Raw genomic sequence first — 23,445 nt, forward strand, 5'->3', positions numbered from 1 at the left:
TCGTGTGCGAGGGTCCGCGTGAGCAGCATCAGGAGCATCCGGCCGGTCGAGAAGACCAGCCTGCGCGAGCGGGTCTCGCACGGGTTGCGGGCGGCCATCGTCTCCGGCGAGCTGGAGCCGGGGGTCGTCTACTCGGCGCCCGCGCTGGGTGAGCGCTTCGGCGTCTCCGCGACGCCGGTCCGCGAGGCGATGCTCGACCTGGTGCGGGAGAAGCTGGTCGAGACCGTGCCCAACAAGGGCTACCGGGTCACCGAGGTGGACGAGTCGGACCTCGACCAGATCACCGAGCTGCGGCTGCTGCTCGAGCCGCGCCTGGTCGCGCAGGTGACCCCCGACATCCCCGAGGCCGACTTCCGCCAGCTGCGGCGGATGGCACAGGCGATCGTCGACGGCGCCCTCGCCGGCGACCTGATCGCCTACACCGACACCGACCGGGCCTTCCACCTCCGCCTGCTCGCGTACGCCGGCAACCGGCGGATCAGCACCCTGGTCGAGGAGCTGCGCGCGCACACCCGGCTCTACGGCCTGGCCTCGCTCCTGGAGCGCGGCGAGCTGGTCGGTTGCGCGGAGGAGCACCACACGATCCTGGACGCGATCGAGGCGCGCGACACGGCGCTGGTCGAGCGACTGCTCGTCAGCCACATCGAGCAGGCCCGCGGCCGCTGGGCCCACCCCGTCACCGACTGAGCGGCCCGCACCGGCCGCGAGTCGTGGCGTTCTCGCTCTTGTGCCAGTGCAATGTCACATCGTAGTGTGACGCCTGTGAGCCAGGCCACGTCCCCGAGCAGCCCGTCCGGAGCGCCACCGCGCCCGGTGCGGGACCAGCCCTCAGCGACCGAGATCCGCGTCGCGCACCGGCTGCACGCGGGGTGGTGGGTCGCCACGGCGCTGGTCGCGGTCCTCGCGGCCGCGCTGCTGAGGTCGCTGCTGACCAACCCCAACCTGCAGCTGGACGTCGTCCGGGAGTACTTCTTCAGCGCCGAGATCCTCCGTGGCCTGGCTCGCACCCTCGAGCTCACCGCGATCGCGATGCTCGCGGGCATCGCGATCGGTGTCCTGACCGCCGTCATGAGGCTCTCGCCGGTCAAGCTGCTGTCGGGGATCGCCGGGGCCTACGTCTGGTTCTTCCGCGGCACGCCGCTGCTCGTGCAGATCATCTTCTGGTACAACCTCTCCGCGCTCTTCCCGGAGCTGACCCTGGGCATCCCGTTCGGCGGACCGACCTTCCAAGCGTGGGACACCAACGTGGTGGTCACCCCGCTGATGGCCTCGCTGCTCGCCCTCGCGCTCAACGAGGGCGCCTACATGGCGGAGATCGTGCGTGGCGGCATCCTCTCGGTCGACCAGGGCCAGCAGGAGGCGGCCCGCGCGCTCGGCATGCGCGGGCGCCGGGTGATGCGGCGGATCATCCTGCCGCAGGCGATGCGGGTCGTCGTACCGCCGACCGGCAACCAGGTCATCAGCATGCTGAAGTCCTCCGCGCTGGTCAGCGTGACCTCGATGCCGGAGCTGCTCTACTCCGCACAGCTGGTCTACCAACGCACCTTCCAGACCATCCCGCTGCTCATCGTGGCCAGCCTCTGGTACCTCGTCGTCACGACCCTGCTGAGCATCGGTCAGTTCTACGTCGAGCGCCGCTACGCCCGCGGCAGCCGCAACACGCTGCCGCCGACGCCCTGGCAACGGCTGCGGGCGCTGCGCGTGCGGGGGGCCGCGGCATGAGCGAGGTGATCCTGCGCGTGCGCGACGTGCACAAGAGGTACGGCGCGCTCGAGGTGCTCAAGGGCGTGGACCTGGACGTCGAGCGGGGCGAGGTGATGTGCATCATCGGCCCGTCCGGGTCGGGGAAGAGCACCCTGCTGCGCTCGCTGAACCACCTGGAGACCATCGACCGGGGCCGGGTGGAGCTCTCGGGCGAGCTGATCGGCTACCGCGAGCGCGGGCAGACGCTGGTCAGCCTGCCGGAGAAGGAGCTCGCGGCCCAGCGGGCCCGGATCGGCATGGTCTTCCAGTCCTTCAACCTCTTCCCGCACCTGACGGTGCTGCAGAACGTCGTCGAGGCGCCGGTCGGGGTGCTCGGCCGGCCCATCGCCCAGGCGCGCGAGGACGCGCGGCGGCTGTTGGCCCGGGTCGGCCTGGAGCACCGCACCGACGCCTACCCGCGCCAGCTCTCGGGCGGCCAGCAGCAGCGGGTCGCGATCGCCCGCGCGCTGGCCATGGACCCGGAGGTGGTCCTCTTCGACGAGCCGACCTCGGCCCTCGACCCGGAGCTGGTGGGGGAGGTCCTCGACGTCATGAAGGACCTCGCCGAGGGCGGTCTGACGATGGTCGTGGTCACCCACGAGATCGGCTTCGCCCGCGAGGTCGGCAGCTCGCTGCTGTTCATGGACGGCGGTGTCGTCGTCGAGCGCGGCGCCCCGCGCGCGGTCCTGGAGGACCCGCAGCAGGAACGCACTCGGGCGTTCCTCTCCAAGGTGCTCTGAGCACCGCCACCCGTCGTACCACCGAGAGGAAACCCCATGTCCCACCACCCGTCCCGGCTGCTCGCCGGGCTCGCCACCGCCGCCCTCACCCTGGGCCTGGCTGCCTGCGGCACGTCGTCCGCGGACGACGCGAAGGGCTCGATGCCCAGCAAGCCCCCGGCCGGCGACCTGGAGGCCGTGCCGGCGATCGCGAAGCTGGTGCCGGAGAAGTATCGCTCCGGCATCGACAACGGGCAGTACAACGACCTCCCGCCGCAGGAGTTCCTGCAGGACGGGGAGCTCGTGGGCATCCAGCCGGAGATCGTCCGGGCGCTCTCGCAGGTGCTCGGCGTACCGATCGAGAACCAGTCGATCGGCACCTGGGACTCCCTCATCCCCGGCCTCCTCGGCGGCCGTTTCCAGATCTCCTCCTCCGACTTCGGCGTCACCGCCGAGCGCCTGGAGCAGGTGGACTTCGTGACGGAGTTCAGCCTGGGCACCGCCTTCGCGGTGAAGAAGGGCAGCGACATCGAGGTGAAGGAGGAGGCCGACCTGTGCGGCCACTCCGTCGGCGTGCTCGCCGGGTCCTACTTCGTCGACCAGGTGAAGAAGGTCAGCGAGGAGTGCACCGCCGCCGGCAACGAGCCGGTCGAGGTGATGACCTACCCGACCGCCTCCGCGCAGATCCTGGCCGAGATGAACGGGCGCACCGAGATCACCGCCGAGGGCCAGGACACCCTGGGCTACACCGTCTCCTCGCAGAAGCTGCCGCTGGAGATCCAGGAGCTGGTCCTGGACTCGGTGCCCCAGGGGATCATCGTGGACAAGCGGACCGGGCTCGGGCCGGCCCTGGAGGCGGCGATGAAGGAGATCGTCCGCAACGGGACCTACGCGAAGATCCTGGAGCGGTGGAACGTCGCCGACCTCGCCGCGACCGAGGACGAGATCGAGCTGCTGACCGACCCGGCCCAGGCGCCCGCGGGGTGAGGGCGGGCTGAGCGCCCGTCAGTCCGGCAGGCTCATCTCCACCTGCGCCAGCACCGGGTCGCGCAGCCCGGCCGCGTCGTGCTCCCACCACACGTCGCGGTAGACGACCCGCCCGGTCATCCACGGCTCGTGCCCGCGCAGCGCGACCACCTGGAACGCCGGGCCGGGGATGCGGTGCGACGGTGCCTCGATGCCGTACGACGAGGCGGGGGCCCAGCCGTGCCGGGCGTAGTAGCCGGGGTCGCCCTCCAGCACCACCACCGGTACGCCGAGCCGCTCCGCCTCCGCCACCGCCGCGGCGAGGAGGGCGGCACCGATGCCGGTGCCCTGCCGCTCGGGGACGACGCTCAGCGGGCTGAGCACCAGGATGTCGATCAGCTCGGAGCGGGCGTCGAGCCAGGCGTGGCTGAGCCCGACGTGACCGACCACCTCGTCGCCGTCGGCCGCGACCAGCTGCGCGCGGGCCAGGCCGCGGGCGACCACGTCGGACCACACGCCGACGACCTGCTCGGCCTCGTCGCCGAACGCCGCCGCCACGACGCGCCGGCTCGCCTCCGTGTCGGCCTCGGTGGACGGCCGGATCTCGAACGAGGTCATCCCGCGATCGTGCCAGAACGGGCCACCGACGGCGGTAGTCCCTGACGAAAAGCACTCTTCCGGCGCCGGAATCAGTGCTTTTCGTCAGGGACTACCCCGCGAGAGCCTCCACCGTGGCCAGGTCGTACGCACCCGCGTCCGTGCCCACGCCCTGGGCCACCTGCGCGGCGGTCGCACAGCCGAGCCGGGCGGCGTCGGCCGGCGTACGGCCCAGGGAGAGGCCGCGCAGGAAGCCCGCGGAGAAGGCGTCCCCGCAGCCGGTGGTGTCCACGACCTCGATCGGGAGGGCCGGCACCTCGACGACGCCGCCGGCGGAGACGACGAGCGCCCCCCGCGCGCCCTGGGTGACGGCCACGCAGCCGACCCCGTGGGCGAGCAGCGCCTGGGCGCCCTCGGCCAGGGTGGCGGCGCCGGTGAAGCCGAGCACCTGCTCGTCGTTCGGCAGCAGGTAGTCGGTGTAGGGGAGGGCCCCGGCGATCCAGGCGAGCAGGTCCGCGTCCCCCGGTGCCAGGACGTCGACCGAGGTGGTCACGCCCGCCGCCCGGGCCCGCGCCAGCAGCTCCCCGGCCGCGTCGCCGCCGAGGAACTCCGGGCCGCCGAGGTGGAGGTGGGTGAGCCCGTCGAGCAGGTCGTCGGGGAGGTCGTCGAGGGTGAAGGCGCCGTTGGCGCCGATGCAGTGCCAGGCCGGCCGGTCGCCGTTCGGACGGACCGGGATGACGGAGGCGGAGGTCTGCGCGCCGTCCTTGCGGACCAGCCCGGAGGTGTCGACGCCCTCGCGGCCGAGCAGGGCGAGCAGGGTGTCGGCGACGGCGTCGGTGCCGACGGCGCCGTAGGACCGGACCGTCGCGCCGAGCCGGCTGAGCACCACGGCGGTGCCGCCGGCGGTGCCGGCGGGCGACATCCGGATCGTCTCGACGAGCTGGCCCTCGGAGCCCTGCGGGATGGACTCGATGCCGAGCACGTGGGTGTCGAGCACGTGGACGCCGACGGCAGCGACGGTCATGGTCATCGGATCTCCTGAGGGGTGCCGTAGCCGCGCTCCAGCGCGGCCCGGACGACGTCGGCCTGCTGCTCCTCGCTGAGCACCCGCGGCGTGCCGAGGGCGCTGGCGCGGTGGTGGAGCTGGCACAGCCACTCCAGCAGCAGGGCGTTGTCGACGGCCTGGTCGAGCCCGGCGCCGAGCGCGACCGAGCCGTGGTTGGCGAGCAGGGCGGCGCTGCGGCCGGCCAGCGCGCCGCGGACGTGGGTGGCGAGGGCGGCCGTGCCGAAGGTGGCGTACGGCGCGACGCGGATCGCGCCGCCGAGCGCGAGCTGTTGGTAGTGGAGCACCGGCAGCTCGTCGAGCACGCAGGCGAGGGCGGTGGCGAAGGGCGCGTGGGTGTGCACGACGGCGCCGGCGGGCCCGTCGTCGTAGACGCCGAGGTGGAGGGCGAGCTCGGAGGTGGGCGCCAGGCGCCCGGCGACGACCTCACCGGTCGGCGCGACCACGGTGACGTCGTCGGCGGTGCAGGCGCCGAGCGTGACGCCGGTGCCGGTGACCGCGACCAGGTCGCCGTCGCGGGCGCTGACGTTGCCGGCGGTGCCGACGAGCAGGCCGGCCTCGGCGAGCCGGCGGGCCGCCGCGGCGACCGCGGCGCGCAGGGCGTCGGTCACCGGGGGTCCGCCGTGACCCGGCCGAGGTAGCCGGTGACCAGCTCGATGGCCTGGTCGATGAGGAACTCGTCGCCGTGCGGGTCGCGCTCGAAGGCGAGCTGGAAGGCGCGGTCGCCCAGCTCGACGGCGAGCTCGCCGATGGCGTGCAGCTCGGTCTCGGTGAAGTCGCCGCGGTCGACGAGGCCGGCGTCGACGGCGAAGGCGAGCAGGTTCTCGGTGATCCGCTTGTTGTGGTGGCGGCCGTAGTCGTAGACCGCGGTGTTGGTGCGCCCGCGCATCCAGATCTGCATGAACGCCGGACGGCGGTGGTAGACCTTCACGAACGCCCGCATCGAGGTGTCCACGAGGCTGGCCATGGTGACCTCGGGCAGGGCCGCGAGGTCCTCGGCGACCTGGTCGTCCATCTCCGCCATGTCCCGCTCGCAGAGGGCGAGCAGGACGGCCTCCTTGTCGGCGAAGTACTGGTAGAGCGAGGCGACCGGCAGCCCGGCGGTGTCCGCGATCGAGCGCGTGCTCAGTCCTTCGACACCGTCGGCGACGACGAGCTGGGCGGCCGCGTCGAGGATCCGCTCGACCCGCTCGCGCGAGCGTGCCTGGGTGGGCAGTCGGCGGCGGCTCGGGCCGACAGCACCCGAGGCGCCCTCGGTCGTTGAGCCGTCGACGGTGGCGGAAGGCATGGCGGCAGTGTAGCCTCCCGAACCAGAAACTGACACAGATTCACGTTCTGCTGGAGGTCCGCGATGCTCCCCGACGACGCGATGACGGTGGGCCGCCGCGGCCTGCTGGCCGGAGGCGCCCTGGCGCTCGGCGCCCTGGCCATCGAGGCGCGGGCCACCGAGGCCCTCGCCGCCGAGGTCACGGCCGGCACCCTGCAGGACGGGCTGCCGCCCGAGGTCGACGTCGTCGTGGTGGGCGGCGGCATCGCCGGGCTGGTCGCCGCCGACCGGATCGCCCGCGCCGGCCGCTCGGTCCTCGTCGTCGAGGCGCGCGACCGGGTCGGCGGCCGGGTGCTCAACCACGGGCTCGACACCGGCGGCACCATCGAGGCGGGCGGCGCCTTCATCGGCCCGACCCAGAACCACATCAAGGCGCTCGCCGACGAGCTCGGCATCGCCACCTTCGCCGAGCACGCCACCGGCAAGAACGTCTACGTCTCCTCCCACCCGCTGCTGGGTCGCCAGGAGTTCACCGGCACCGTGCCGCCGGACCCGTTCATCCTGCTCGACGCCGCGCTCGCCCTCCAGCGCCTGGACGCGATGGCCGCCCAGGTCCCCGTCGCCACGCCGTGGACCCACCCGAAGGCCGCGGCCTGGGACGCGATGACCCTCGGTGACTGGATCCGGCGCAACACCCTCAACAGCAAGGGCATCGACAACCTGATCAAGGCCTGGACCCAGCCCGGGTTCGGCGCCGACCCCGACCAGCTCTCGCTGCTCTACGTCCTCCACTACATCTCCTGCTCCGGCGACGAGTCCCACACCGGCACCTTCGCCCGCAACTCCGACGTCGTCGGGGGTGCGCAGGAGCGCCGCTTCGTCGGCGGCTCGCAGCGGGTGCCGCTCGCCCTCGCCCGGCGGCTCGGCGGCCAGGTCGCGCTCGCGGCCGCGGTCACCCGCGTCGAGCACCTCGACGACCGCGCCGTCGTGCACACCACCCGCGGGCCGGTCACCTGCCGGCGGGTGGTGATCTCGGCGCCGCCGAAGCAGGTGCTCGACATCGACCTGCCCGGCCTGCCCGCCGGCCGCCGCGACCTGCTGACCCAGCTGCGGATGGGGCGGCTGATGAAGTGCGACGCGGTCTACGAGACGCCCTTCTGGCGTGCCGCCGGGCTGACCGGGTTCGGCCTCGCCGACGCCGGTGCGGTCCGGGTCGCCTTCGACAACGGTGTGGCGGACACCGGGCACGGCATCCTGCTGGCCTTCGTCGGCGGCTCGACGTGGCAGCAGTACGGCAGCCTGTCCCCCGCCGAACGGCGGACGGCGGTGCTCGCCGGGTTCGCCAAGATGTTCGGCCCGAAGGCGCTGACGCCGATCGAGTACACCGAGCACGACTGGACCCACGAGCAGTGGACCCGCGGCGGGCCCGTCGCGACGTACCCGCCCGGCGTCCTGGCCTCCCTCGGCCAGCACATCCGCACCCCCTACGGCCGGGTGCACTGGGCGGGCACGGAGACCTCGACGTACTGGACCGGCTACATGGACGGCGCGGTGCGCTCGGGCGGGCGCGCGGCCGCCGAGGTGCTCGCGCTGCTCTAGTACGACGGCGCCGGGCGCCGCCTCAGCTGACGCACCGACGGCGCGGCGAGCGCGGCGAGCGAGCTGACCCCCATCACGACCGCGACGACGACCAGCCACCGCTGGGTGCCGACGACGCCGGCGACGGGGCCGGTGAGCGCCAGGCCGAGCGGGCGGCAGACGAAGGAGCCGACGAGGTCGAAGGCGTAGACCCGGGAGAGCTTGTCCTCGGCGACGTTCTCCTGGATGGCGAGGTCCCAGCTGACGCTGAAGAGCTGGAGCCCGATGCCGTGCACCGCGGCGCCCGCGAGCACCAGCCAGAGGTCGTCGGCGAGGGCCATCGCCAGTGGGAAGGCGGCCGTCAGGCTCAGCACCACCACGCCCCCGCGCAGCAGGTGGGCCGGGCGCCAGCGCAGCGCGACCAGCCCGCCGACCACGAAGCCCGCCATCAGCGCGGCCATCGCCCAGCCCCAGGCCTGCTCGCCCCAGGTGTCGCCGACGACGATCGGGCCGAGCACGCCCTGGGCGCCGCCGAAGCACAGGTGGTAGAGCAGCGCCTGCCCGATGAGCAGCCACAGCCAGGTGTGGCGGAGCACCTCGCGCGCCCCGTCGGCGAGCTCGGTGAGGATCCGCTCACCGCCGGCGGCCCGGGGCGCGTCGGTCCGGATCAGGGCGAAGCAGCAGGCCGCCAGCGCGTAGGTCAGCGCGTCGACGGCGATCGCCCAGCCCGGGCCCGCGGCCGCCACGATGACCCCCGACGCCGCGAACCCCACGGCGTACGACGTCTGGTGGGCCAGGCTGCGCAGGACCACCGCCCGCGGCAGCTGCTGCTCGGTGACGGTGAAGCGGGTGAGCGCGTTGGAGGCGGGCTGCGCGATCGCGCCGAGGCAGCCGTTGACGACGCCGATCAGGCCGAGGAAGAGGATCGTCCCGTGCCCGGAGACCAGCACGACGGCGCAGATCGCCTGGCTGACGCAGGTCGCGGCGGCCGAGCCCTGCATGAGGAGCTGGCGCGGGAGGCGGTCGCCGAGCACGCCGCCGTAGAGGATCGTGACGACGTCGGCGAGCGCGAAGGCCGCGACGACCAGGCCGAGCTGGGTCGCCGTACCGCCGAGGTGGAGGACGGCGAACGCCAGGGCCACCGGGGTCATCGCGGAGCCGAGACCGCTGACCGTGATCCCGGAGACGAGCCAGCGGAAGTCGCGGGAGGTGAGCGGGGAGGACATCGGCGCAGAGACTAGTTCGCTAGCGAAGTATTCGGCAACTAAGTAACTCGCCGACTAGCCTGAGGTCATGGCCGAGGACTGGACGGACCGCCACGTCGCGCGGTGGCGCGACCACTGGCTCGACCTCGACTTCGACGAGCAGGTCGAGGCGGCGTTCGTGCGGATGGGCCGGATCGCGCGCTACCTGCGCCAGGCCAAGCAGCACGCGGTGGCCGACGTCGGGCTCACCGACTTCGAGTACGACACCCTGCACGTGCTGATGATCCGGGACACGCCCGGCTCCGCCTCCCCGACCGAGCTGGCCGCCGAGCTCGGCGTGTCCGGCGCCGGGATGACCGGTCGCCTGGACGGGCTGGAACGGGCCGGCTGGATCCGGCGGATCCCCTCGGTGGAGGACCGGCGCCGGGTGATCGTCGAGGTGACCAAGGCGGGGATCGCCATCTGGCGCCGCGCGATGGGCATCCGCGGCGAGGCGGAGAACGACCTGGCCGGCGCACTCAGCGAGCGCGAGCTCGCCACCTTGAACCGGCTGCTCAAGAAGGTCGCCGTCCGCACCGAGCAGCGCACGGCGACCACCTGAGCGGAGGCCACGTCGCCGGGCCCCACAACCCGGCGACGCGGCCGGGTCCTCAGCCGGCCCGCCGGTGGTCCACGGGCGCCGAGGTCCGGGCCTGGCGCAGGGTGAGGACGGCGAGCACCCGGCGGTCCAGGTACGGCGACGGCACCAGCCCGAGCGTGTCGAAGACCCGGCGGCAGGTCTCCTCGGTCGCGCGCAGGGAGAGCCCGAGCTGGCGGCCGATGGCCGCGTCGGACTGCCCGTGCGCGATCAGCTGGAGCACCCGGCGCTCCTGGTGGCCGAGCCGGTCCAGCCGGCTGGTGGCGGCGACGTACGTCAGCTCGAGCATCGTCGTACCCCGCTCAGACCGGCAGGACGGGCCCGCGGTGGAACCGACGGGACCGCGTCGGGGAGGGCAGGGGACGCGGTCCCGTCAGCGTCAGCAGCTCCGTGGCGGTGGCGTCCGCGCACCGGAGGATGGCCAGGGTCGCGGCCTGGGTGCGGCGCAGGCGGCCGTAGCTGTCGTCGAGCCGGTCCTCGCGGTCCTGCGGGTCGAGCTGGGCCTCGCACATGTGGTTCCAGCGGGCGCGGAGGGCCGCGACGAGGCCGGCGGGGCCGTCGAAGTAGGCGCTCCACTCCTCCCGCCACGGGAGGGCGCCGGTCATGTCGGCGGCCGCGGCCGCCTCGACCTCGCGGATGATGCGGATCCGCTCGTGGGTCTCGTTCCAGGTCATGTCGATCTTCCTTCCGGGAGCCGAGCGGTGGGAGCTCACCGCTGCGATCTGACGGGAGGAGGACCGGCCGGCGCCGGTGGTTGATACACGAGAATTCGAGGTATCTGCGGTACTGGCTCGGTGATCCGATGTGCGGGACGATGCACAGGTGCCGGAACCCCTGTCGACGCTCGTCCCCGCGGCGCGGGAAGGAGACCAGCATGCGTGGGACGCGATCGTCGACCGGTTCCTGCCGTTGGTCTGCGCGATCGTGCGGGGCCACCGGCTCTCCGAGGCCGACGGCGACGACGTCAGCCAGACCGTGTGGCTGCGCCTGGTGGAGCACCTCGGCGCGCTGCGCGAGGCCGACGCCCTCCCCGGCTGGATCCGTACGACGACCCGCAACGAGTGCCTGCGCCTGCTGGCCGCCCGCGGCCGGGTCCGGCCGGTGGACCCGCAGGAGGAGGCCGGTGCCCGCGGCGGGCTCGACGCCGTGGCCGACGACGTCGCCGAGGCGGACCTGCTGGCCGCCGAGCGCTGCCGGCTGCTGCGCGAGGCGCTCGAGGAGCTGCCCGCCGCGCGGCGCGACCTGCTCCTGCTGCTGCTCACCGACCCGCCCCTGGCCTACGAGGAGATCAGCCGCCGGCTGGGCATCCCGGTCGGCAGCATCGGACCGACCCGGGCGCGCGCGCTCGACCAGCTGCGCCGTACCCGCGCGCTGCGGGGGCTGGGACCTGATCTCGTGGGAGGGGAGAGATCGTGACTGAGTGGGACGCGATGGACGACGACGAGCTGATGGCGCTGCTGGGGCAGGCCGTCGCCGACGCCGAGGCGGTGCCCGAACGCCGCCGCGACGCGGCCCGGGCCGCCTTCACCTGGCGCTCGGTCGACGAGGAGCTCGCCGAGCTGCTGCACGACTCCGCGCTGGACGCCGGCGCCGCGGTGCGCTCGGCCGCCGACGGCCCGCGGTCGTTGGCGTTCGGCCGCAGCGGGCTCACCCTGGAGGTGGAGGTCGAGGGGGACCGCCTGCTCGCGGAGGTCGTCGCCGAGGGTGACGCCGCCGCGGGCGAGGGCCCGGCCACCGTCACCCTCCAGCGGCCCGGTGCCGACGACGTCGTCGAGAGCACCGACACCGCGGGCTTCGTCCGCTTCGCCGGGGTGGGCGCGGGCGCCGCGCGCTTCGTGGTCGCTCGTGGCGGGTGGTCGCTCACCACCCCGTGGGTGACCCTCTGACGCTCAGGTGAGCGGGCCGACCACCTGGATCTGCCCCGCCCGCGGGTCGGTGGTCGTCGTCGCGCCGGCGAGGACGTCGTTCCACGCGGAGCGGGCGCTCTGGCCCGTCGCCCGCATCCGGGCCGCGACCAGCCCCGTCACGACCGGCGTGGAGAACGACGTGCCGCTCCACCGGGCCAGGCCGTCGAAGGTCCGCACCTGCCCGGCGTTCGGCGGCTCGTGGCAGGTGTAGACGCCCTTCGGGAAGGCGTTGACGAGGTCGCGGCCCCGCGCGAAGACGTCCACCCACGGCCCGACGTTGGAGAAGTCCGACGCCTTCGCGTCCGGGTCGACCGAGCCGACGCCGACGACCCAGTCGAAGGCAGCGGGCCAGAACGGCTTGTCGCTGCCGTCGTTGCCGGCCGCCGCCACGACCAGGACGTCCTCGCGCTCGCTGAGCCGGTTGACCTCGCCGAGGACCGCGAACCCGAGCGAGGCGAAGTCGCCCCGGGTGTGCGTGCCCGCGGAGATGCTGATGACCTGCGGGTGGTCGTCGTCGTTGATCGCCTCGTGCAGCTGGGCGACGATCTCCGACTCGTAGACCGCGCCCCCGTGCGTCAGCACGCCCTCGACCTCGACCCGGGTGCCCGGCGCCAGGCAGCCGATCACGCCGGCGACGAAGGTGCCGTGGCCGGCGTAGGGGTGGATGGCCTGGGGGTCGACCACCTCGACGTCGCTCGGGTCGGCGAAGACCGTGCTCGCGTCGAGCCACGGTGACTGCTTGCTGCCGACGGCGTCCGTCCACAGCCCGGTGTCGACGACCGCCACCCTGACCTGCTCGCCGCGGCCCCGGGCGCTCGCGCGGGCGGCCGGGGGCCAGGGGCGGGGACGCCGGTCGGCCGGGGTCTCGGGCTCGGTGGCGGGGCAGAGGTAGCCCTTGGGCGTCACGTAGACGACGTGGTCGGGGGTGATCGCGTCGGGCGGCAGGATCCCGGCCTCCTGGATCTCCTCCAAGGTCGCGAGGACGTCGTCGCGCCGGTCGCGGCGACGGGGCAGCGTGGCGAGGACCAGCCCGGGCACCCGGCTCTCGTCCCGGCCCAGCTCTCCCTCGAAGCGCCGTCGCTGCTCGTCGGTGTCGAGGAAGTCCCGCACCCGTTCGAAGTCGGCCTCCCGCAGGAGCGCCCGGCCCGGACGGTAGAGGTAGTGGACGTCGGCATCGTCGCGCGGTGGCCGGCTGCCCTCGACGGGTGCGCCCGCCACCTCGAGCCCGGCCTCGCGGAACGCCCGGCGCAGCACGTCGACCTGGGCGCGCATCCGGGCCGCGGCGACGTCCTTGCCCGGCGGTCGCCCGCCACGGGAGAACGGAGGCCGCAGCCTGCGGACCAGCTCACGCAGCAGGCCGGTCGGAGACGAGGAACCCGCGGATTCGTTCATGACCGCTCCTGGGGGTGACGGAACAGGCGGTCGCCGACCGGCTGCGGCGCTAACGTAGTCCCGCCGCGCGGTGCCCGTAAAGGACCGCCGGGACGTCGGAATCGAGGACCGTCGTGGACGATCTGCTCGCGCTGGCGATCGAGGACCCTGCTGCCGCGCGGCGCCGCGCGCAGGCGGTCCTCGACGCGGAGGGAGACCCGTGCCTGCGGTCCTACGCGCACCAGTGCCTCGGCATCGTCCTGAGGCACGCCGGTGCGACCGCCGAAGCGATCGCCCAGCTGCGCCAGGGGGTGGTCGCGGCGGTGGAGTGCGGTGATCCCGGACGGGAGCAGGACGTCCGCGCCACCTTGGGCGGATCGCTGGCCTTCGCGGGGGACTTCCGCGCCGGGCTCGCCGAGCTCGACCGGGCGCTGCACGACGCGCGCGGGGCCCCGGCCGCCCGGATCCGGATGCGCAAGGGCGGCGTCCTCGCCGTGCTGGGCCGGTACGACGACGCCGTTGCCGTGCTGCGGGAGGCGATGCGCGCGCTGCCTCCCGACGACCACCTGTGGGTGGGACGCACCCGGGTGTGGCTGGGCTTCGTCGAGCTGCGCCGTGGGCGGATCGACGTGGCTCGCACCGAGACGGCGGCCGCGGCTGCCGAGCTGGCCGCGGCCGGCGCGGTGGTCGAGCGGATCGCCGCGCTGGAGAACCTCGCGGAGATCGCCGTCGTGAGCGGGGCGGTGGTCGATGCCCTCCGCCTCTACGAGCGGGCCCGGGCGGACTACCGCGCGGCCGGCGTCCCGCCACGCTTCGACCTCGTCGCCCTCTCCGCGTCGGCCTCCCTCGCGGCCGGCCTCCCGGACGAGGCGGTGCGCCTGCTGCGCGAGCACGACGCGGCCCGCGCCCTGCCGCTGGTCGAGCAGAGCGAGCTCGAGCTGCTGCTGGCCGGGGCCCGGCTCGCGGGTGGCGAGGCCAAGGAGGCGCGTGCGGCCGCGGAGCGTGCGACCACGATGTTCCGCGCCCAGGGCCGCTCATGGTTCGAGCGCCGCGCGCGGCTGATGTCCGCGCGGGCGTTGCACGCGCTGGGGGAGGAGCTGCCGGCGAGCTCCGCCGAGCTTGCGCGAGCGCTCGACGAGGAGCGCTCCGAGGACGCCCCGGTCGCGCTCACCCTCGCCGGGCACCACGCCACGGGACCGGCTCGCCTCACCCACTGGGAGCGGGCCGCGTCGTACCGGACCCACCCGAACGCGCTCGTCCGGGCCGCCGCCTGGCACGCCCGCTCCCTGGCCCGCGAGGAGATGGGCGATCGCGGCGGTGTGCTGCGGGCCGCGGCGGCCGGGCTCGACGCGATCGACGAGCACCGGCGGCTGATCGGCTCCTCGGAGCTGCGCGCTCTCGCGACCACCCACGGCCGGGAGCTGACGGCGATCGCCCTGCGGCACGCGGCGGACGACCCGCGCACGCTGCTGCGATGGAGCGAGCGGACCCGTGCGACGGCGCTCGCGCAGCCGCCGGCCACCTCGGACGCGGCGACGATCCCCCGCTCCCTGGCGGCGTTGCGCGACAACGGGCGGCGGCTGGCGGAGGCCCGGCAGGCCGGTGAGCCCGCCGACGCGCTGGCCCGGGAGCGGCTCCGGCTGGAGCGCGCCGTGCGTGCGGAGAGCCACACGCTGTCGGCGAGCACCGCGGCCCAGCAGCGGCCGCCGGGCGTGGAGGAGGTGGTGGCGGCGGTGGGCGACGGGTGCCTCGTCGAGCTCGTCGACGTGGACGGCGTGCTGCACGTGCTCGTCGTCTCCCACGGCACGGTACGACGCCGGGTCGCCGCCCCCACCGACGAGGTCGCCGCGCTGCTGGCTCCCACCCAGATGCTGCTGCGCCGGGCGTCCCGCGGCCGGGCGGCCGACATGCGCGGCCTGGGCGAGCAGCTGCAGCGGGCGATCCTCGGTGACGCCGCGCGGCTGCTCCCCGACGGACCGGTCGTGCTCGCGCCGACGGCCCGCCTGCACGGGCTGGCCTGGTCGCTGCTGCCCGTGCTGGGGGAGCGGCCCTTCGCCGTCGTGCCGTCGGCGGGGGCGTGGCTCCGGGCGCGGGCCACCCCGCGATCGCGGGACCGCCGCACCGTCCTCGTCAGCGGTCCGGGCCTGGCGACCGGTGGAGCGGAGGTGCCGCTGCTCGCGGCCGGCCACCCGGCCGCCACCCTCCTCGACGGGCCTGCGGCCACCCTCGACGCGGTGCTGCGGGCGCTCGACGGCGCCGACCTCGTCCACCTCGCGGCGCACGGCAGCTTCCGCGCCGACAGCCCGCTGTTCTCGGCGCTGGACCTGGCGGACGGGCCGCTGACGGTGCACGAGCTGGAGCGGGTGCGGCGGGCGCCGTACCGGGTCGTGCTGTCGGCGTGCGAGTCCGGTGTCGTGGCGCCGGTGGGTGCGGAGGAGCTGCTGGGCCTGGCCGCGGCGCTGTTCGCGCTCGGCACCGCGGGACTGGTCAGCAGCGTGGCGGAGGTCAACGACGTCGCGACCGCGGACCTGATGGGCGAGCTGCACGCCGCGCTCGCGTCCGGCAGCGACCCGGCGACCGCGCTACACGCGGTCCGCGGGCACGCCGGTGGCGACCCGGTCATGGCCGGTACGGCGGCCGCGTTCCTCGCGCTGGGGGTGTGACGACGGCTAGCCTGCCGGTGTGGCCGAGCCGCCCGTCGAGGAGTCCGCCGTCCGAGGTGGTCTCGTCGGCCTCCTCATCGCCCTCGCGCTCGCCGCCCTCGTCGTCGGTGCCGTCTCGGTCGCCGGGTGCGTGCACATGGCCCGCCACCCCGATCGGTACGCCGGCCTGGCGACCTTGCCGGACCTCGCCGCCGGCGCGATCATGCTGGCTCTCGCGGTCCTCCTCGTCCAGGTGGCCCGGGTGCGCTGGTCGCCCGCCGTCGACTGGCGCACGGTGCTGCTGGCGTTCGCGGTCGCCGTGCTGCCGGCCTGGTCGCTCGTCCTCGTCCTGGCGGGGCGCCTGGCGGGGCGCCTGGCGGGCGCTGTCGCCTGAGACCCTCGCGGCGCCGTACCCGCGCCCGCATAGGCTTCGGCCATGACTGGATCCAGCCTCACCGCCCGGGAAGCCATCGCGGCCGTCCAGGGGCACGAGGCTTGGGCGATCATCCGGCGCTCCACCCGCGCGGGCGACCGCGACACCGTCGGCGTGCTCGGCGGCACCCGCTCGGAGGTGGAGTCGATCACCGACATCCCCCTGGAGACGGGCATCCCGGAGCCGGGGCACATCTGCGACCGGCTGGTCGCGGTCCCCTTCCGGCAGGTGCGCGAGCGCGGCTTCGAGGCGCACGACGACGGCACCCCGCTCGTCGTGGTGGACGTGCGGTCCGAGCACGAGTTCTCCGTCGCCGACGTGGTGGCCGCGATCGACGAGGTGCCGGTGGAGTTCACCGACCGCGGCGGCTTCGAGACCGACGACGAGGACTACGGCAAGCTCGTCGCGCAGATCATCGGTGAGGAGATCGGCCAGGGCGAGGGCGCCAACCTCGTCATCGGCCGCAACTACCGCGCCGTCGTCGCGGACTTCGGCGCCGACGTCGCGCTGACTGTCTTCCGGCGCCTGCTGGAGCGCGAGCGCGGTGCCTACTGGACCTTCGTCTTCTTCACCGGCGACCGCTTCCTGATCGGCGCGAGCCCCGAGCGGCACGTCTCGGTGCACGGCGGCGATGTCCGGATGAACCCCATCTCCGGCACCTTCCACCTGCGCCCGCCCGCCGGCGACACCCGCAGCACGGAGGCGCGGATGCGGGAGTTCCTGCGCGACGAGAAGGAGATCTACGAGCTCTTCATGGTCGTCGACGAGGAGCTCAAGATGATGTGCGACATCTGCACCGAGGGCGGCCAGGTGCTCGGGCCCTTCCTCAAGCCGATGACGCACCTGATCCACACCGAGTACCTGCTCGCCGGGCGCACCACGCGCGACGTCCGCGAGGTCCTGCGCGACACGATGTACGCCGCCACGGTCACCGGCTCGCCGGTGGAGAACGCCTGCCGGCTGATCAAGCAGTACGAGCCCGAGGGGCGTGGCTACTACGCCTCCGCGCTGGCCCTCCTCGGCCGAGACGAGGCCGGCGAGGCCGTGCTCGACAGCCCGATCATCCTGCGCACCGCGGACGTCTCGCCCGCCGGCGAGCTGAAGGTCACCGCGGGTGCGACGCTCGTGCGCGACTCCGTGCCGGCGTACGAGGTGGCCGAGACGCACGCGAAGGCCGGCGGCATCCTCTCCGCCTTCGGCCTGGTCCCGCCGGCTCCCGTGCCCACCACCGACATCGCCACCCTGGTCGCCGACGAGGAGGTGCTGATCGCGCTGAACAGCCGCAACAACCGGCTCTCCGGCTTCTGGCTCGCCGACCAGGCCGGCACCCCCGCGGACCCGCGACTGGCCGGCAGGAGCGCGGTGATCCTCGACGGCGAGGACGACTTCGTGAACATGCTGCGCCACCTGCTGGCGCGGATGGGGATGACCAGCGAGGTCGTGCGCCACGAGGAGTACGCCGACGGCGTGCTCGACGGCTACGACCTCGTCATCGTCGGCCCCGGTCCCGGTGACCCGCGCGACGACGCCGACCCGAAGATGGCCAACCTGCGCGCGGCCGTCTCCTGGCTGCTCGCCCACGAGAAGCCGTTCCTGGCCGTGTGCCTGGGCCACCAGGCGCTCTGCCACACCCTCGGCATCCCGCTGGCCTACAAGGACATCGTCTTCCAGGGCACCCAGGCGACCGTGCTGCTCGACGGCCGCCCCGAGCGGGTCGGCTTCTACAACACCTTCGTCGGCCGGGTCGCCGAGGACACCCCGCTGCCCGACGGTGTCCGGGTCGACGCGGACCCCGGGACCGGCGACGTGAACGCCGTCGCCGGCCCGCACTTCCGCGGCGTGCAGTTCCACGCCGAGTCGATCCTGACCGAGCACGGGTTCGCGATCATCCACGACCTGTTGTCAGACGTCCTGCTGTGAGCCGAGTCGTCCACGGCTGGCGCGATCGCGCTGGCGTGGCCTCGCCCCGGACGGCACGATCGTCGCCATGAGTCCCGGCGCCACGACAGGGTCATGCCGGTGACGACCCCCGACGTCCTGGTCGTCGACCACCGCGACTCCTACACGTGGAACCTGGTCCACCTCGTCGCCGGTGTGACCGGCGTGCTCCCGACGGTCGTGCAGTGGGACGAGCCGGTCGACCTCGCGTCGTACTCCCACGTCGTGCTCTCGCCCGGCCCCGGCCACCCCCGTGAGTATCGCTGGACCTTCGAGGACGATCAGCCGGTGCTCGGCGTCTGCCTCGGGATGCAGGCCATCGTGCTCGCGCACGGCGGCGAGGTCGGCCGTGTCGAGCCGGCGCACGGGACGGTGGAGGCGGTGACCCACGACGGGCGGGGGGTGTTCGCCGGGCTGCCGTCGCCGCTGGCCGCCGTGCGCTACCACTCGCTCGCGGCAGTGCGGCTGCCCGACGTGCTAGAGGCGACGGCGTGGGCCGCGGACGGCACGGTCATGGGCGTGCGGCACCGGAGCCGGCCGATCGAGGGCGTGCAGTTCCACCCCGAGTCGGTGCTCTCCGAGCACGGTGCCCGGATGGTGGCGCGCTTCCTAGACCGCTAGCAGGCGGCGCAGCTGCTGCTCGGCGAACGCCCGCAGCCGCGCGGGCGGGAAGTCCTCGGGCTCGGTCAGCACCGTCCGTCCGGACTCGACGGCGACCGCGACGAGCAACCGCGCCAGCACCGGTACGTCGGTCGCCGTGCCGGCCGCGTCCAGTGCCGTCTCCAGTGCCGTCTCCAGCGTCGTGACCACCCCGCGCCGGCCCCGGTCGAGCCGGGCCCGGAAGGCCGGGGTGCTGCTGTCGGCGATCATGAAGATCGCCCGCCACCGCTCCGGCTCCTCCAGCACGGCGTCGAGGTAGCGCCCGAAGGTGGCGACGGCACTCTCGGCGAAGGACTCCTCGCGCCCGTCGGGCAGCACCCGCGCCATCTGCTCCAGCGCGCCCTGCTCCTCGCGGTCGAGGGAGGCGCGCAGCAGCGCGTTGCTGTCGGCGAAGTGGGCGTAGACGACCGGGCGGGTCACGCCGGCCTCGCGGGCGACCACGTCGATGGAGACCTTGTGCACGCCCTGCTCGGCGACCACCCGCAGCACCGCGTCGAGCAGCTGCTCGCGGCGCTCGGCGGGAGCCATCCGCGCGGCGTACGGCCGTCTGCCCGGCGTGCTGCTCGTCACTCGGCCGATCCTCCTCCACCCGTTGACATCCTCGCCAATGCTACACAGACTGTAATCTACAGTCACTGTAGGAATGAGGCGGCGATGGACGCGGAGGACCGCAGCGAGCGGGTGTGCCTGGTGGGCGCGGGCTATGCCGGCAACGGCCTGGCCCGGGCGTTGAAGCAGGCCGGCATCGCCTACGACCAGCTGGAGGCGACCGACCGGGTCGGTGGCAACTGGTCGCACGGCGTCTACGACTCGACGCACCTGATCAGCTCCAAGGCCTCCACGCAGTACGTCGAGCACCCGATGCCCGAGGACTACCCCACCTTCCCCAGCGGCGCGCAGATGCTCGCCTACCTGGAGTCGTACGTCGACCGGTTCGGCCTGCGCGAGCACCTCGAGCTGGGGGTCGAGGTGACCAGGGTCCGGCCGGTCGACGGCAACGGCACCGCCGGTTGGTACGTCGAGCTGGCCGACGGCCGGGTGCGTCGCTACAAGGCGGTCGCACTGGCCAACGGTCACTACTGGGACCGCAACATCCCGGACTACCCGGGCGAGTTCACCGGCCGGCAGCTGCACTCGAAGGACTACAAGCGGCCCGCCGACCTCGGCCCCGGCGACCGGGTGCTCGTCGTGGGTGCCGGCAACTCCGCCAGCGACCTGGCGGTCGAGGCGTCGACGACCTTCGGCAGCGCGGACATCTCGATGCGCCGTGGCTACTGGTTCCTGCCCAAGACCATGTTCGGCATCCCGTCCTCGGAGCTGGACCGGGTCTGGGCGCCGCTCGCCCTGCAGCGACTGGTCATGCACCCGCTGCTCCGGATGAGCTGGGGCGACTACCGCTGGTACGGCCTGCAGAAGCCCGACCACCGGTTGTTCAGCAAGGACGTCACCGTCTCCTCCACCCTGCTCTACGCGCTGCGCCACGGCCGGGTGAAGGTGCGCCCCGAGATCGAGCGCCTCGACGGCGAGGTCGTCTTCTTCCGCGACGGCAGCTCGGAGAAGTACGACTGCCTGGTCTGGGCCACCGGCTTCCACACCCGCTTCCCGATGCTCGACGACGACGTGCTCTCCTGGGAGGACGGCCAGCCGCTGCTGGTCCAGCACGCCCTGGTCCCGCGCTACGCCAACCTCTACGTCTGGGGCACCGTCGCGCCGCGCTCGGGTGCCGGCCGGATCATCTCGCACGGATCGGACTTCCTCGCCGAGGCGATCCTCGCGCAGGACGAGCTCGACCAGCCGCTCTCCGACGTGGTCGCCCGCTGGCTGCCGGCGCGCTCCTCGATGCTCGCCAGCTCCGCCGACCTGGTCGGCCGGATCCGGCTCGCCCGGGTCCTGCTGCGCACCCTGCACGCCACCCGCTCCCTGAGAGGACGTCGAATGACCCTGCCCACCCCCACCGCGTCCGGCCGTGCCGTGGTCACCGGCGCGTCCAGCGGCATCGGTGCCGCGCTCGCCGAGAGCCTCGCCGCCCGCGGGCACGGGCTCGTGCTCGTCGCCCGGCGGGCCGACCGGCTCGAGGAGCTCGCCACCCGCCTGCGCAGCGACCACGGCGTACCGGTCGACGTGCGGCCGGCGGACCTCGCCGACCCGGACGAGCGCGCCAGGCTGGTCCGGGCCCTGCGCGAGTCGCCGATCGACGTGCTCTGCCTCAACGCCGGGTTCGCGACGTACGGCGCCCTCACCGAGCTCGACCCGGACCGCGAGCGCGAGCAGGTCGCCGTCAACGTGGTCGCGGTGCACGACCTCGTCCTCGACCTGCTGCCGGGCATGGTGGCCCGGCGGCGTGGCGCGGTGCTCGTGACCGGGTCCACGGCCGGCAACCAGCCCAGCCCGCACAACGCGACGTACGCCGCCTCGAAGGCCTTCGCCAACACCCTCGCCGAGTCGCTGCACACCGAGCTGCGCGGCACCGGCGTCACCTGCACCCTGCTCGCGCCCGGCCCGGTGCGCACGGAGTTCGCCGACGTGTCCGCGCTGGGCGCCCTCGCGGACCGGCTGCCGTCGTTCGCCTGGGTCAGCGCGGAGGAGGCCGCCGAGGCCGCCGTCACCGGCCTCGAGCGGGGCCGCCGGCGGGTGGTGCCGGGCACGACCGCGAAGCTGCAGGACATCGGCGGCCAGCACGCCCCGCGCAGCATCCTCGGTCCCGTCCTCGCGCGGGTCTACGGACGCGGCCGATGAGCGGCCGCGACGCCCGTGTCGGGATCCGTGAGCTGCTGCGCCTGGCCCCGCCGCGCGGCCTGCTCTACCGCGACGCGCACTACCTCGCGGCCACCGTCGAGGTGGACCCCGCCGTGATGCGCCCCTGGCTGCCCTTCGGCGTACGCCTCGCCGAGCCGGCGCGCGCCGACCTCTTCACCGCGTGGTTCCCGGACTGCAACTTCGGCTCGGTCTACCACGAGGCCGGGCTGTTCGTGCACGTGAAGACCCTGCGGGGCACGGGGATCCACTGCCCGTGGATGATCCTCGACGACGACGTCGCACTGATCCTGGGCCGCGAGCTGCTGGGCTACCCGAAGAAGCTCGGCGAGATCGACTGGCGGCTCGACGGCGACCGGGTCGCGGCGAGCGCGACCCGCAAGGGTGCGCGGCTGCTGACGATGCGCGGGACCCTGGGCGAGGTGCTCGACGACGCGCCGCCCTTCCTCGGCCGCCCGCACCGCAACGTCATCGGCACGATGGGCCTGGCGTTGCCGCGGTTGCTGGCGTTCACGCCGGGCGAGCACCCGATCGAGACCCGCCGGGTCGACCTGGAGGTCGAGGTCGGCGGCTCCGAGCGCGACCCGCTGCACCGGATGGGGCTGGGCCGGGTCGTCGATGCCCGCCTGCACCGGGTCGACCTGTCCGCCGGCAGCCCGCCCGTCCCGGTCCGGCCCCTCACGCCGCTGTTCCCCGCCACCCGTCTCCGACCGAGAGCGCTCTGACATGACCACGACCCTGTCCTCCCCCCTCGAGCTCCCCTGCGGCGTCGTGCTGCGCAACCGGCTGGTCAAGGCGGCCATGAGCGAGCAGCTCGCCCGGCGCGACGGCACGCCGAGCGACCGCCTCCGCCGCCTGTACGCCGTGTGGGCCGGCTCCGGCGCCGCCGTCCTGATCACCGGCAACGCCATGGTCAGCCGCGACGCCCTGACCGAGCCGGGCAACGTCATCCTCGACGACGACCGCGCCCTTGACGCCGTCCGCTCCTGGTCGGCCGCGGCCCAGCAGGGCGGAGCGCAGGTCTGGATGCAGGTCAACCACCCCGGCAAGGTCGCCGTGACGCCGTTCGACCGCCGTCCGGTCGCGCCGACCGCGCGCCGCAGCGCGGTGCCCGGCTACAACATCCGCAAGCCGCGCGAGCTGACCCCGGCGGACATCGCCGACCTGGTCCAGCGCTTCGCCCGCACCGCCGAGCTGGCCGTCGCCGGCGGCTTCGACGGAGTGCAGGTGCACGCGGCGCACGGCTACCTGCTCTCGCAGTTCCTCTCCCCGCTGCACAACCGCCGCGACGACGCCTGGGGCGGCGACGCCGAACGCCGCCGCCGGCTGTTGCTCGACGTGGTCGGCGCCGTCCGCGCCCGGGTCGGGGACGGCGTACCGGTCTCGGTGAAGCTGAACTCCCGGGACTTCGTGCACGGCGGCTTCGAGGAGGGCGAGGCGCTCGACGTCGCGCTCGCGCTGGCCGACGCCGGCGTCGACCTGCTGGAGGTCAGCGGCGGCGGCTACGAGCAACCCGCGATGACCGGGGTGGCGCGGGGCCAGGACCGCGCGGAGGAGGGCTACTTCACCGGCTTCGCCGCCGCGGTCTCAGCCCGGACGACGATGCCGGTGCTGCTGACCGGCGGACTGCGCAGCCCGCAGCGGATGGCCGAGCTGCTCGCCTCGGGCGCGATCGACGCGGTCGGCCTGGGCCGGCCGATGGCCTTCGTCCCGGACTACCCGCGCCGGCTCCTCGCCGGCGAGCAGCCGGCCCTGCCGCCGGCCCCGCGCCGCTGCGGCGTCCGGGCCCTCGACGGTTTCGTCGGCCTGGCGATGAGCTACGGCCAGATCCACCGGATCGCGGCCGGCCGGACGCCCGAGCGTCGGCCCGGCGCGCTCACCGTCGCCCGCTCCGGCGCCCGGATCGCGCGCGGGGCGCTCCAGCAGGTCACCGTCCCGGACTGAGCCGCGGGGGGCTGGGTCGTG

24 protein-coding genes are annotated in these 23,445 nt (G+C 74.1%); 15 read left to right on the forward strand and 9 right to left on the reverse strand.

Annotated features, from left to right (window positions below; genetic code table 11):
- Positions 1-18: 18 nt before the first annotated feature.
- The 4 genes from MRBLML1_RS05970 (at position 19) to MRBLML1_RS05985 (ending at position 3,449) form a co-directional block, all read left to right on the forward strand.
- Positions 19-687 carry a GntR family transcriptional regulator gene (locus MRBLML1_RS05970; RefSeq protein WP_364512762.1) on the forward strand — a complete coding sequence of 223 codons (669 nt, stop codon included), beginning with the start codon at positions 19-21 and terminating at the stop codon, positions 685-687.
- 75 nt (positions 688-762) lie between these two features.
- The gene (locus tag MRBLML1_RS05975) at positions 763-1,722 is read left to right on the forward strand and encodes an amino acid ABC transporter permease (RefSeq protein WP_364512764.1); all 960 of its coding nucleotides are present in this window, start codon (positions 763-765) and stop codon (positions 1,720-1,722) included.
- Positions 1,719-2,483 (forward strand): amino acid ABC transporter ATP-binding protein, encoded by a 765-nt coding sequence (locus MRBLML1_RS05980; protein ID WP_364512767.1) that lies wholly within the window; start codon positions 1,719-1,721, stop codon positions 2,481-2,483. The genes MRBLML1_RS05975 and MRBLML1_RS05980 overlap by 4 nt, the downstream gene beginning before the upstream one ends.
- A gap of 36 nt (positions 2,484-2,519) precedes the next feature.
- Positions 2,520-3,449 carry an ABC transporter substrate-binding protein gene (locus MRBLML1_RS05985; RefSeq protein WP_364512769.1) on the forward strand — a complete coding sequence of 310 codons (930 nt, stop codon included), beginning with the start codon at positions 2,520-2,522 and terminating at the stop codon, positions 3,447-3,449.
- An 18-nt stretch (positions 3,450-3,467) separates the two neighbouring features.
- Here MRBLML1_RS05985 and MRBLML1_RS05990 read toward each other — a convergent pair whose 3' ends face one another.
- From MRBLML1_RS05990 to MRBLML1_RS06005, 4 genes are all read right to left on the reverse strand, one after another.
- On the reverse strand, positions 3,468-4,046 hold the full coding sequence (locus tag MRBLML1_RS05990) for a GNAT family N-acetyltransferase (RefSeq protein WP_364512772.1): 579 nt from the start codon (positions 4,044-4,046) through the stop codon (positions 3,468-3,470).
- Between the two features lie 91 nt (positions 4,047-4,137).
- The gene (locus tag MRBLML1_RS05995) at positions 4,138-5,055 is read right to left on the reverse strand and encodes a carbohydrate kinase family protein (RefSeq protein WP_364512774.1); all 918 of its coding nucleotides are present in this window, start codon (positions 5,053-5,055) and stop codon (positions 4,138-4,140) included.
- A complete protein-coding gene (locus MRBLML1_RS06000) occupies positions 5,052-5,699 on the reverse strand; it encodes a class II aldolase/adducin family protein (protein WP_364512777.1) in 648 nt (215 codons plus the stop codon). The genes MRBLML1_RS05995 and MRBLML1_RS06000 overlap by 4 nt, the downstream gene beginning before the upstream one ends.
- Positions 5,696-6,376, reverse strand: coding sequence for a TetR/AcrR family transcriptional regulator (locus MRBLML1_RS06005; protein ID WP_364512779.1), 681 nt, complete (start codon positions 6,374-6,376; stop codon positions 5,696-5,698). The genes MRBLML1_RS06000 and MRBLML1_RS06005 overlap by 4 nt, the downstream gene beginning before the upstream one ends.
- 63 nt (positions 6,377-6,439) lie before the next feature.
- On the opposite strand from MRBLML1_RS06005, the gene MRBLML1_RS06010 reads away from it, so the two are divergent.
- Positions 6,440-7,954, forward strand: a complete 1,515-nt coding sequence (locus MRBLML1_RS06010) for a flavin monoamine oxidase family protein (RefSeq protein WP_364512782.1) — start codon at positions 6,440-6,442, stop codon at positions 7,952-7,954.
- Here the strand turns inward: MRBLML1_RS06010 and MRBLML1_RS06015 are convergent.
- Positions 7,951-9,159 (reverse strand): MFS transporter, encoded by a 1,209-nt coding sequence (locus MRBLML1_RS06015; protein WP_364512785.1) that lies wholly within the window; start codon positions 9,157-9,159, stop codon positions 7,951-7,953. The two genes, MRBLML1_RS06010 and MRBLML1_RS06015, sit on opposite strands and share 4 nt — an antisense overlap.
- Before the next feature lie 67 nt (positions 9,160-9,226).
- On the opposite strand from MRBLML1_RS06015, the gene MRBLML1_RS06020 reads away from it, so the two are divergent.
- Positions 9,227-9,739, forward strand: a complete 513-nt coding sequence (locus MRBLML1_RS06020; RefSeq protein ID WP_364512788.1) for a MarR family winged helix-turn-helix transcriptional regulator — start codon at positions 9,227-9,229, stop codon at positions 9,737-9,739.
- Positions 9,740-9,788: 49 nt separating this feature from the next.
- On the opposite strand, the gene MRBLML1_RS06025 is transcribed toward MRBLML1_RS06020, so the two are convergent.
- Together MRBLML1_RS06025 and MRBLML1_RS06030 are read right to left on the reverse strand one after the other, a co-directional pair.
- Positions 9,789-10,064, reverse strand: coding sequence for a hypothetical protein (locus tag MRBLML1_RS06025; protein WP_364512790.1), 276 nt, complete (start codon positions 10,062-10,064; stop codon positions 9,789-9,791).
- Between the two features lie 13 nt (positions 10,065-10,077).
- The gene (locus MRBLML1_RS06030; RefSeq protein WP_364512793.1) at positions 10,078-10,449 is read right to left on the reverse strand and encodes a hypothetical protein; all 372 of its coding nucleotides are present in this window, start codon (positions 10,447-10,449) and stop codon (positions 10,078-10,080) included.
- A gap of 148 nt (positions 10,450-10,597) precedes the next feature.
- Between MRBLML1_RS06030 and MRBLML1_RS06035 the strand changes: the two genes are divergently transcribed.
- Together MRBLML1_RS06035 and MRBLML1_RS06040 are read left to right on the forward strand one after the other, a co-directional pair.
- The gene (locus tag MRBLML1_RS06035; RefSeq protein ID WP_364512796.1) at positions 10,598-11,191 is read left to right on the forward strand and encodes an RNA polymerase sigma factor; all 594 of its coding nucleotides are present in this window, start codon (positions 10,598-10,600) and stop codon (positions 11,189-11,191) included.
- Positions 11,188-11,661, forward strand: coding sequence for a hypothetical protein (locus tag MRBLML1_RS06040; protein WP_364512798.1), 474 nt, complete (start codon positions 11,188-11,190; stop codon positions 11,659-11,661). Before MRBLML1_RS06035 ends, MRBLML1_RS06040 begins: the two co-directional genes overlap by 4 nt.
- Positions 11,662-11,664: 3 nt before the next feature.
- Here MRBLML1_RS06040 and MRBLML1_RS06045 read toward each other — a convergent pair whose 3' ends face one another.
- Entirely contained in the window at positions 11,665-13,074 is a 1,410-nt protein-coding gene (locus tag MRBLML1_RS06045; RefSeq protein ID WP_364512801.1) for a S8 family peptidase, read from the reverse strand.
- Between the two features lie 113 nt (positions 13,075-13,187).
- Between MRBLML1_RS06045 and MRBLML1_RS06050 the strand changes: the two genes are divergently transcribed.
- The 4 genes from MRBLML1_RS06050 (at position 13,188) to MRBLML1_RS06065 (ending at position 18,687) form a co-directional block, all read left to right on the forward strand.
- Positions 13,188-15,716, forward strand: a complete 2,529-nt coding sequence (locus MRBLML1_RS06050; protein ID WP_364512803.1) for a CHAT domain-containing protein — start codon at positions 13,188-13,190, stop codon at positions 15,714-15,716.
- A gap of 19 nt (positions 15,717-15,735) precedes the next feature.
- Positions 15,736-16,089: a hypothetical protein gene (locus MRBLML1_RS06055; protein ID WP_364512806.1), complete on the forward strand. Its 354-nt coding sequence runs from the start codon at positions 15,736-15,738 to the stop codon at positions 16,087-16,089.
- Positions 16,090-16,131: 42 nt separating this feature from the next.
- Positions 16,132-18,048 (forward strand): anthranilate synthase family protein, encoded by a 1,917-nt coding sequence (locus MRBLML1_RS06060; protein WP_364512809.1) that lies wholly within the window; start codon positions 16,132-16,134, stop codon positions 18,046-18,048.
- Between the two features lie 93 nt (positions 18,049-18,141).
- Positions 18,142-18,687 (forward strand): anthranilate synthase component II, encoded by a 546-nt coding sequence (locus MRBLML1_RS06065; RefSeq protein ID WP_364512812.1) that lies wholly within the window; start codon positions 18,142-18,144, stop codon positions 18,685-18,687.
- Here the strand turns inward: MRBLML1_RS06065 and MRBLML1_RS06070 are convergent.
- Positions 18,676-19,296, reverse strand: coding sequence for a TetR/AcrR family transcriptional regulator (locus MRBLML1_RS06070; protein ID WP_364512815.1), 621 nt, complete (start codon positions 19,294-19,296; stop codon positions 18,676-18,678). The two genes, MRBLML1_RS06065 and MRBLML1_RS06070, sit on opposite strands and share 12 nt — an antisense overlap.
- Before the next feature lie 84 nt (positions 19,297-19,380).
- On the opposite strand from MRBLML1_RS06070, the gene MRBLML1_RS06075 reads away from it, so the two are divergent.
- From MRBLML1_RS06075 to MRBLML1_RS06085, 3 genes are read left to right on the forward strand one after another with little or no spacing between them, the layout of a single operon-like run.
- Entirely contained in the window at positions 19,381-21,462 is a 2,082-nt protein-coding gene (locus MRBLML1_RS06075) for an SDR family NAD(P)-dependent oxidoreductase (protein WP_364512818.1), read from the forward strand.
- Positions 21,459-22,205, forward strand: coding sequence for an acetoacetate decarboxylase family protein (locus tag MRBLML1_RS06080; RefSeq protein WP_364512821.1), 747 nt, complete (start codon positions 21,459-21,461; stop codon positions 22,203-22,205). Before MRBLML1_RS06075 ends, MRBLML1_RS06080 begins: the two co-directional genes overlap by 4 nt.
- 1 nt (position 22,206) lies before the next feature.
- Positions 22,207-23,424 (forward strand): NADH:flavin oxidoreductase, encoded by a 1,218-nt coding sequence (locus MRBLML1_RS06085; protein WP_364512824.1) that lies wholly within the window; start codon positions 22,207-22,209, stop codon positions 23,422-23,424.
- The last annotated feature ends 21 nt before the right edge of the window (positions 23,425-23,445 follow it).

This window comes from Nocardioides sp. LML1-1-1.1 (genome assembly GCF_040676175.1).
Taxonomy (GTDB): Bacteria; Actinomycetota; Actinomycetes; order Propionibacteriales; family Nocardioidaceae; genus Nocardioides.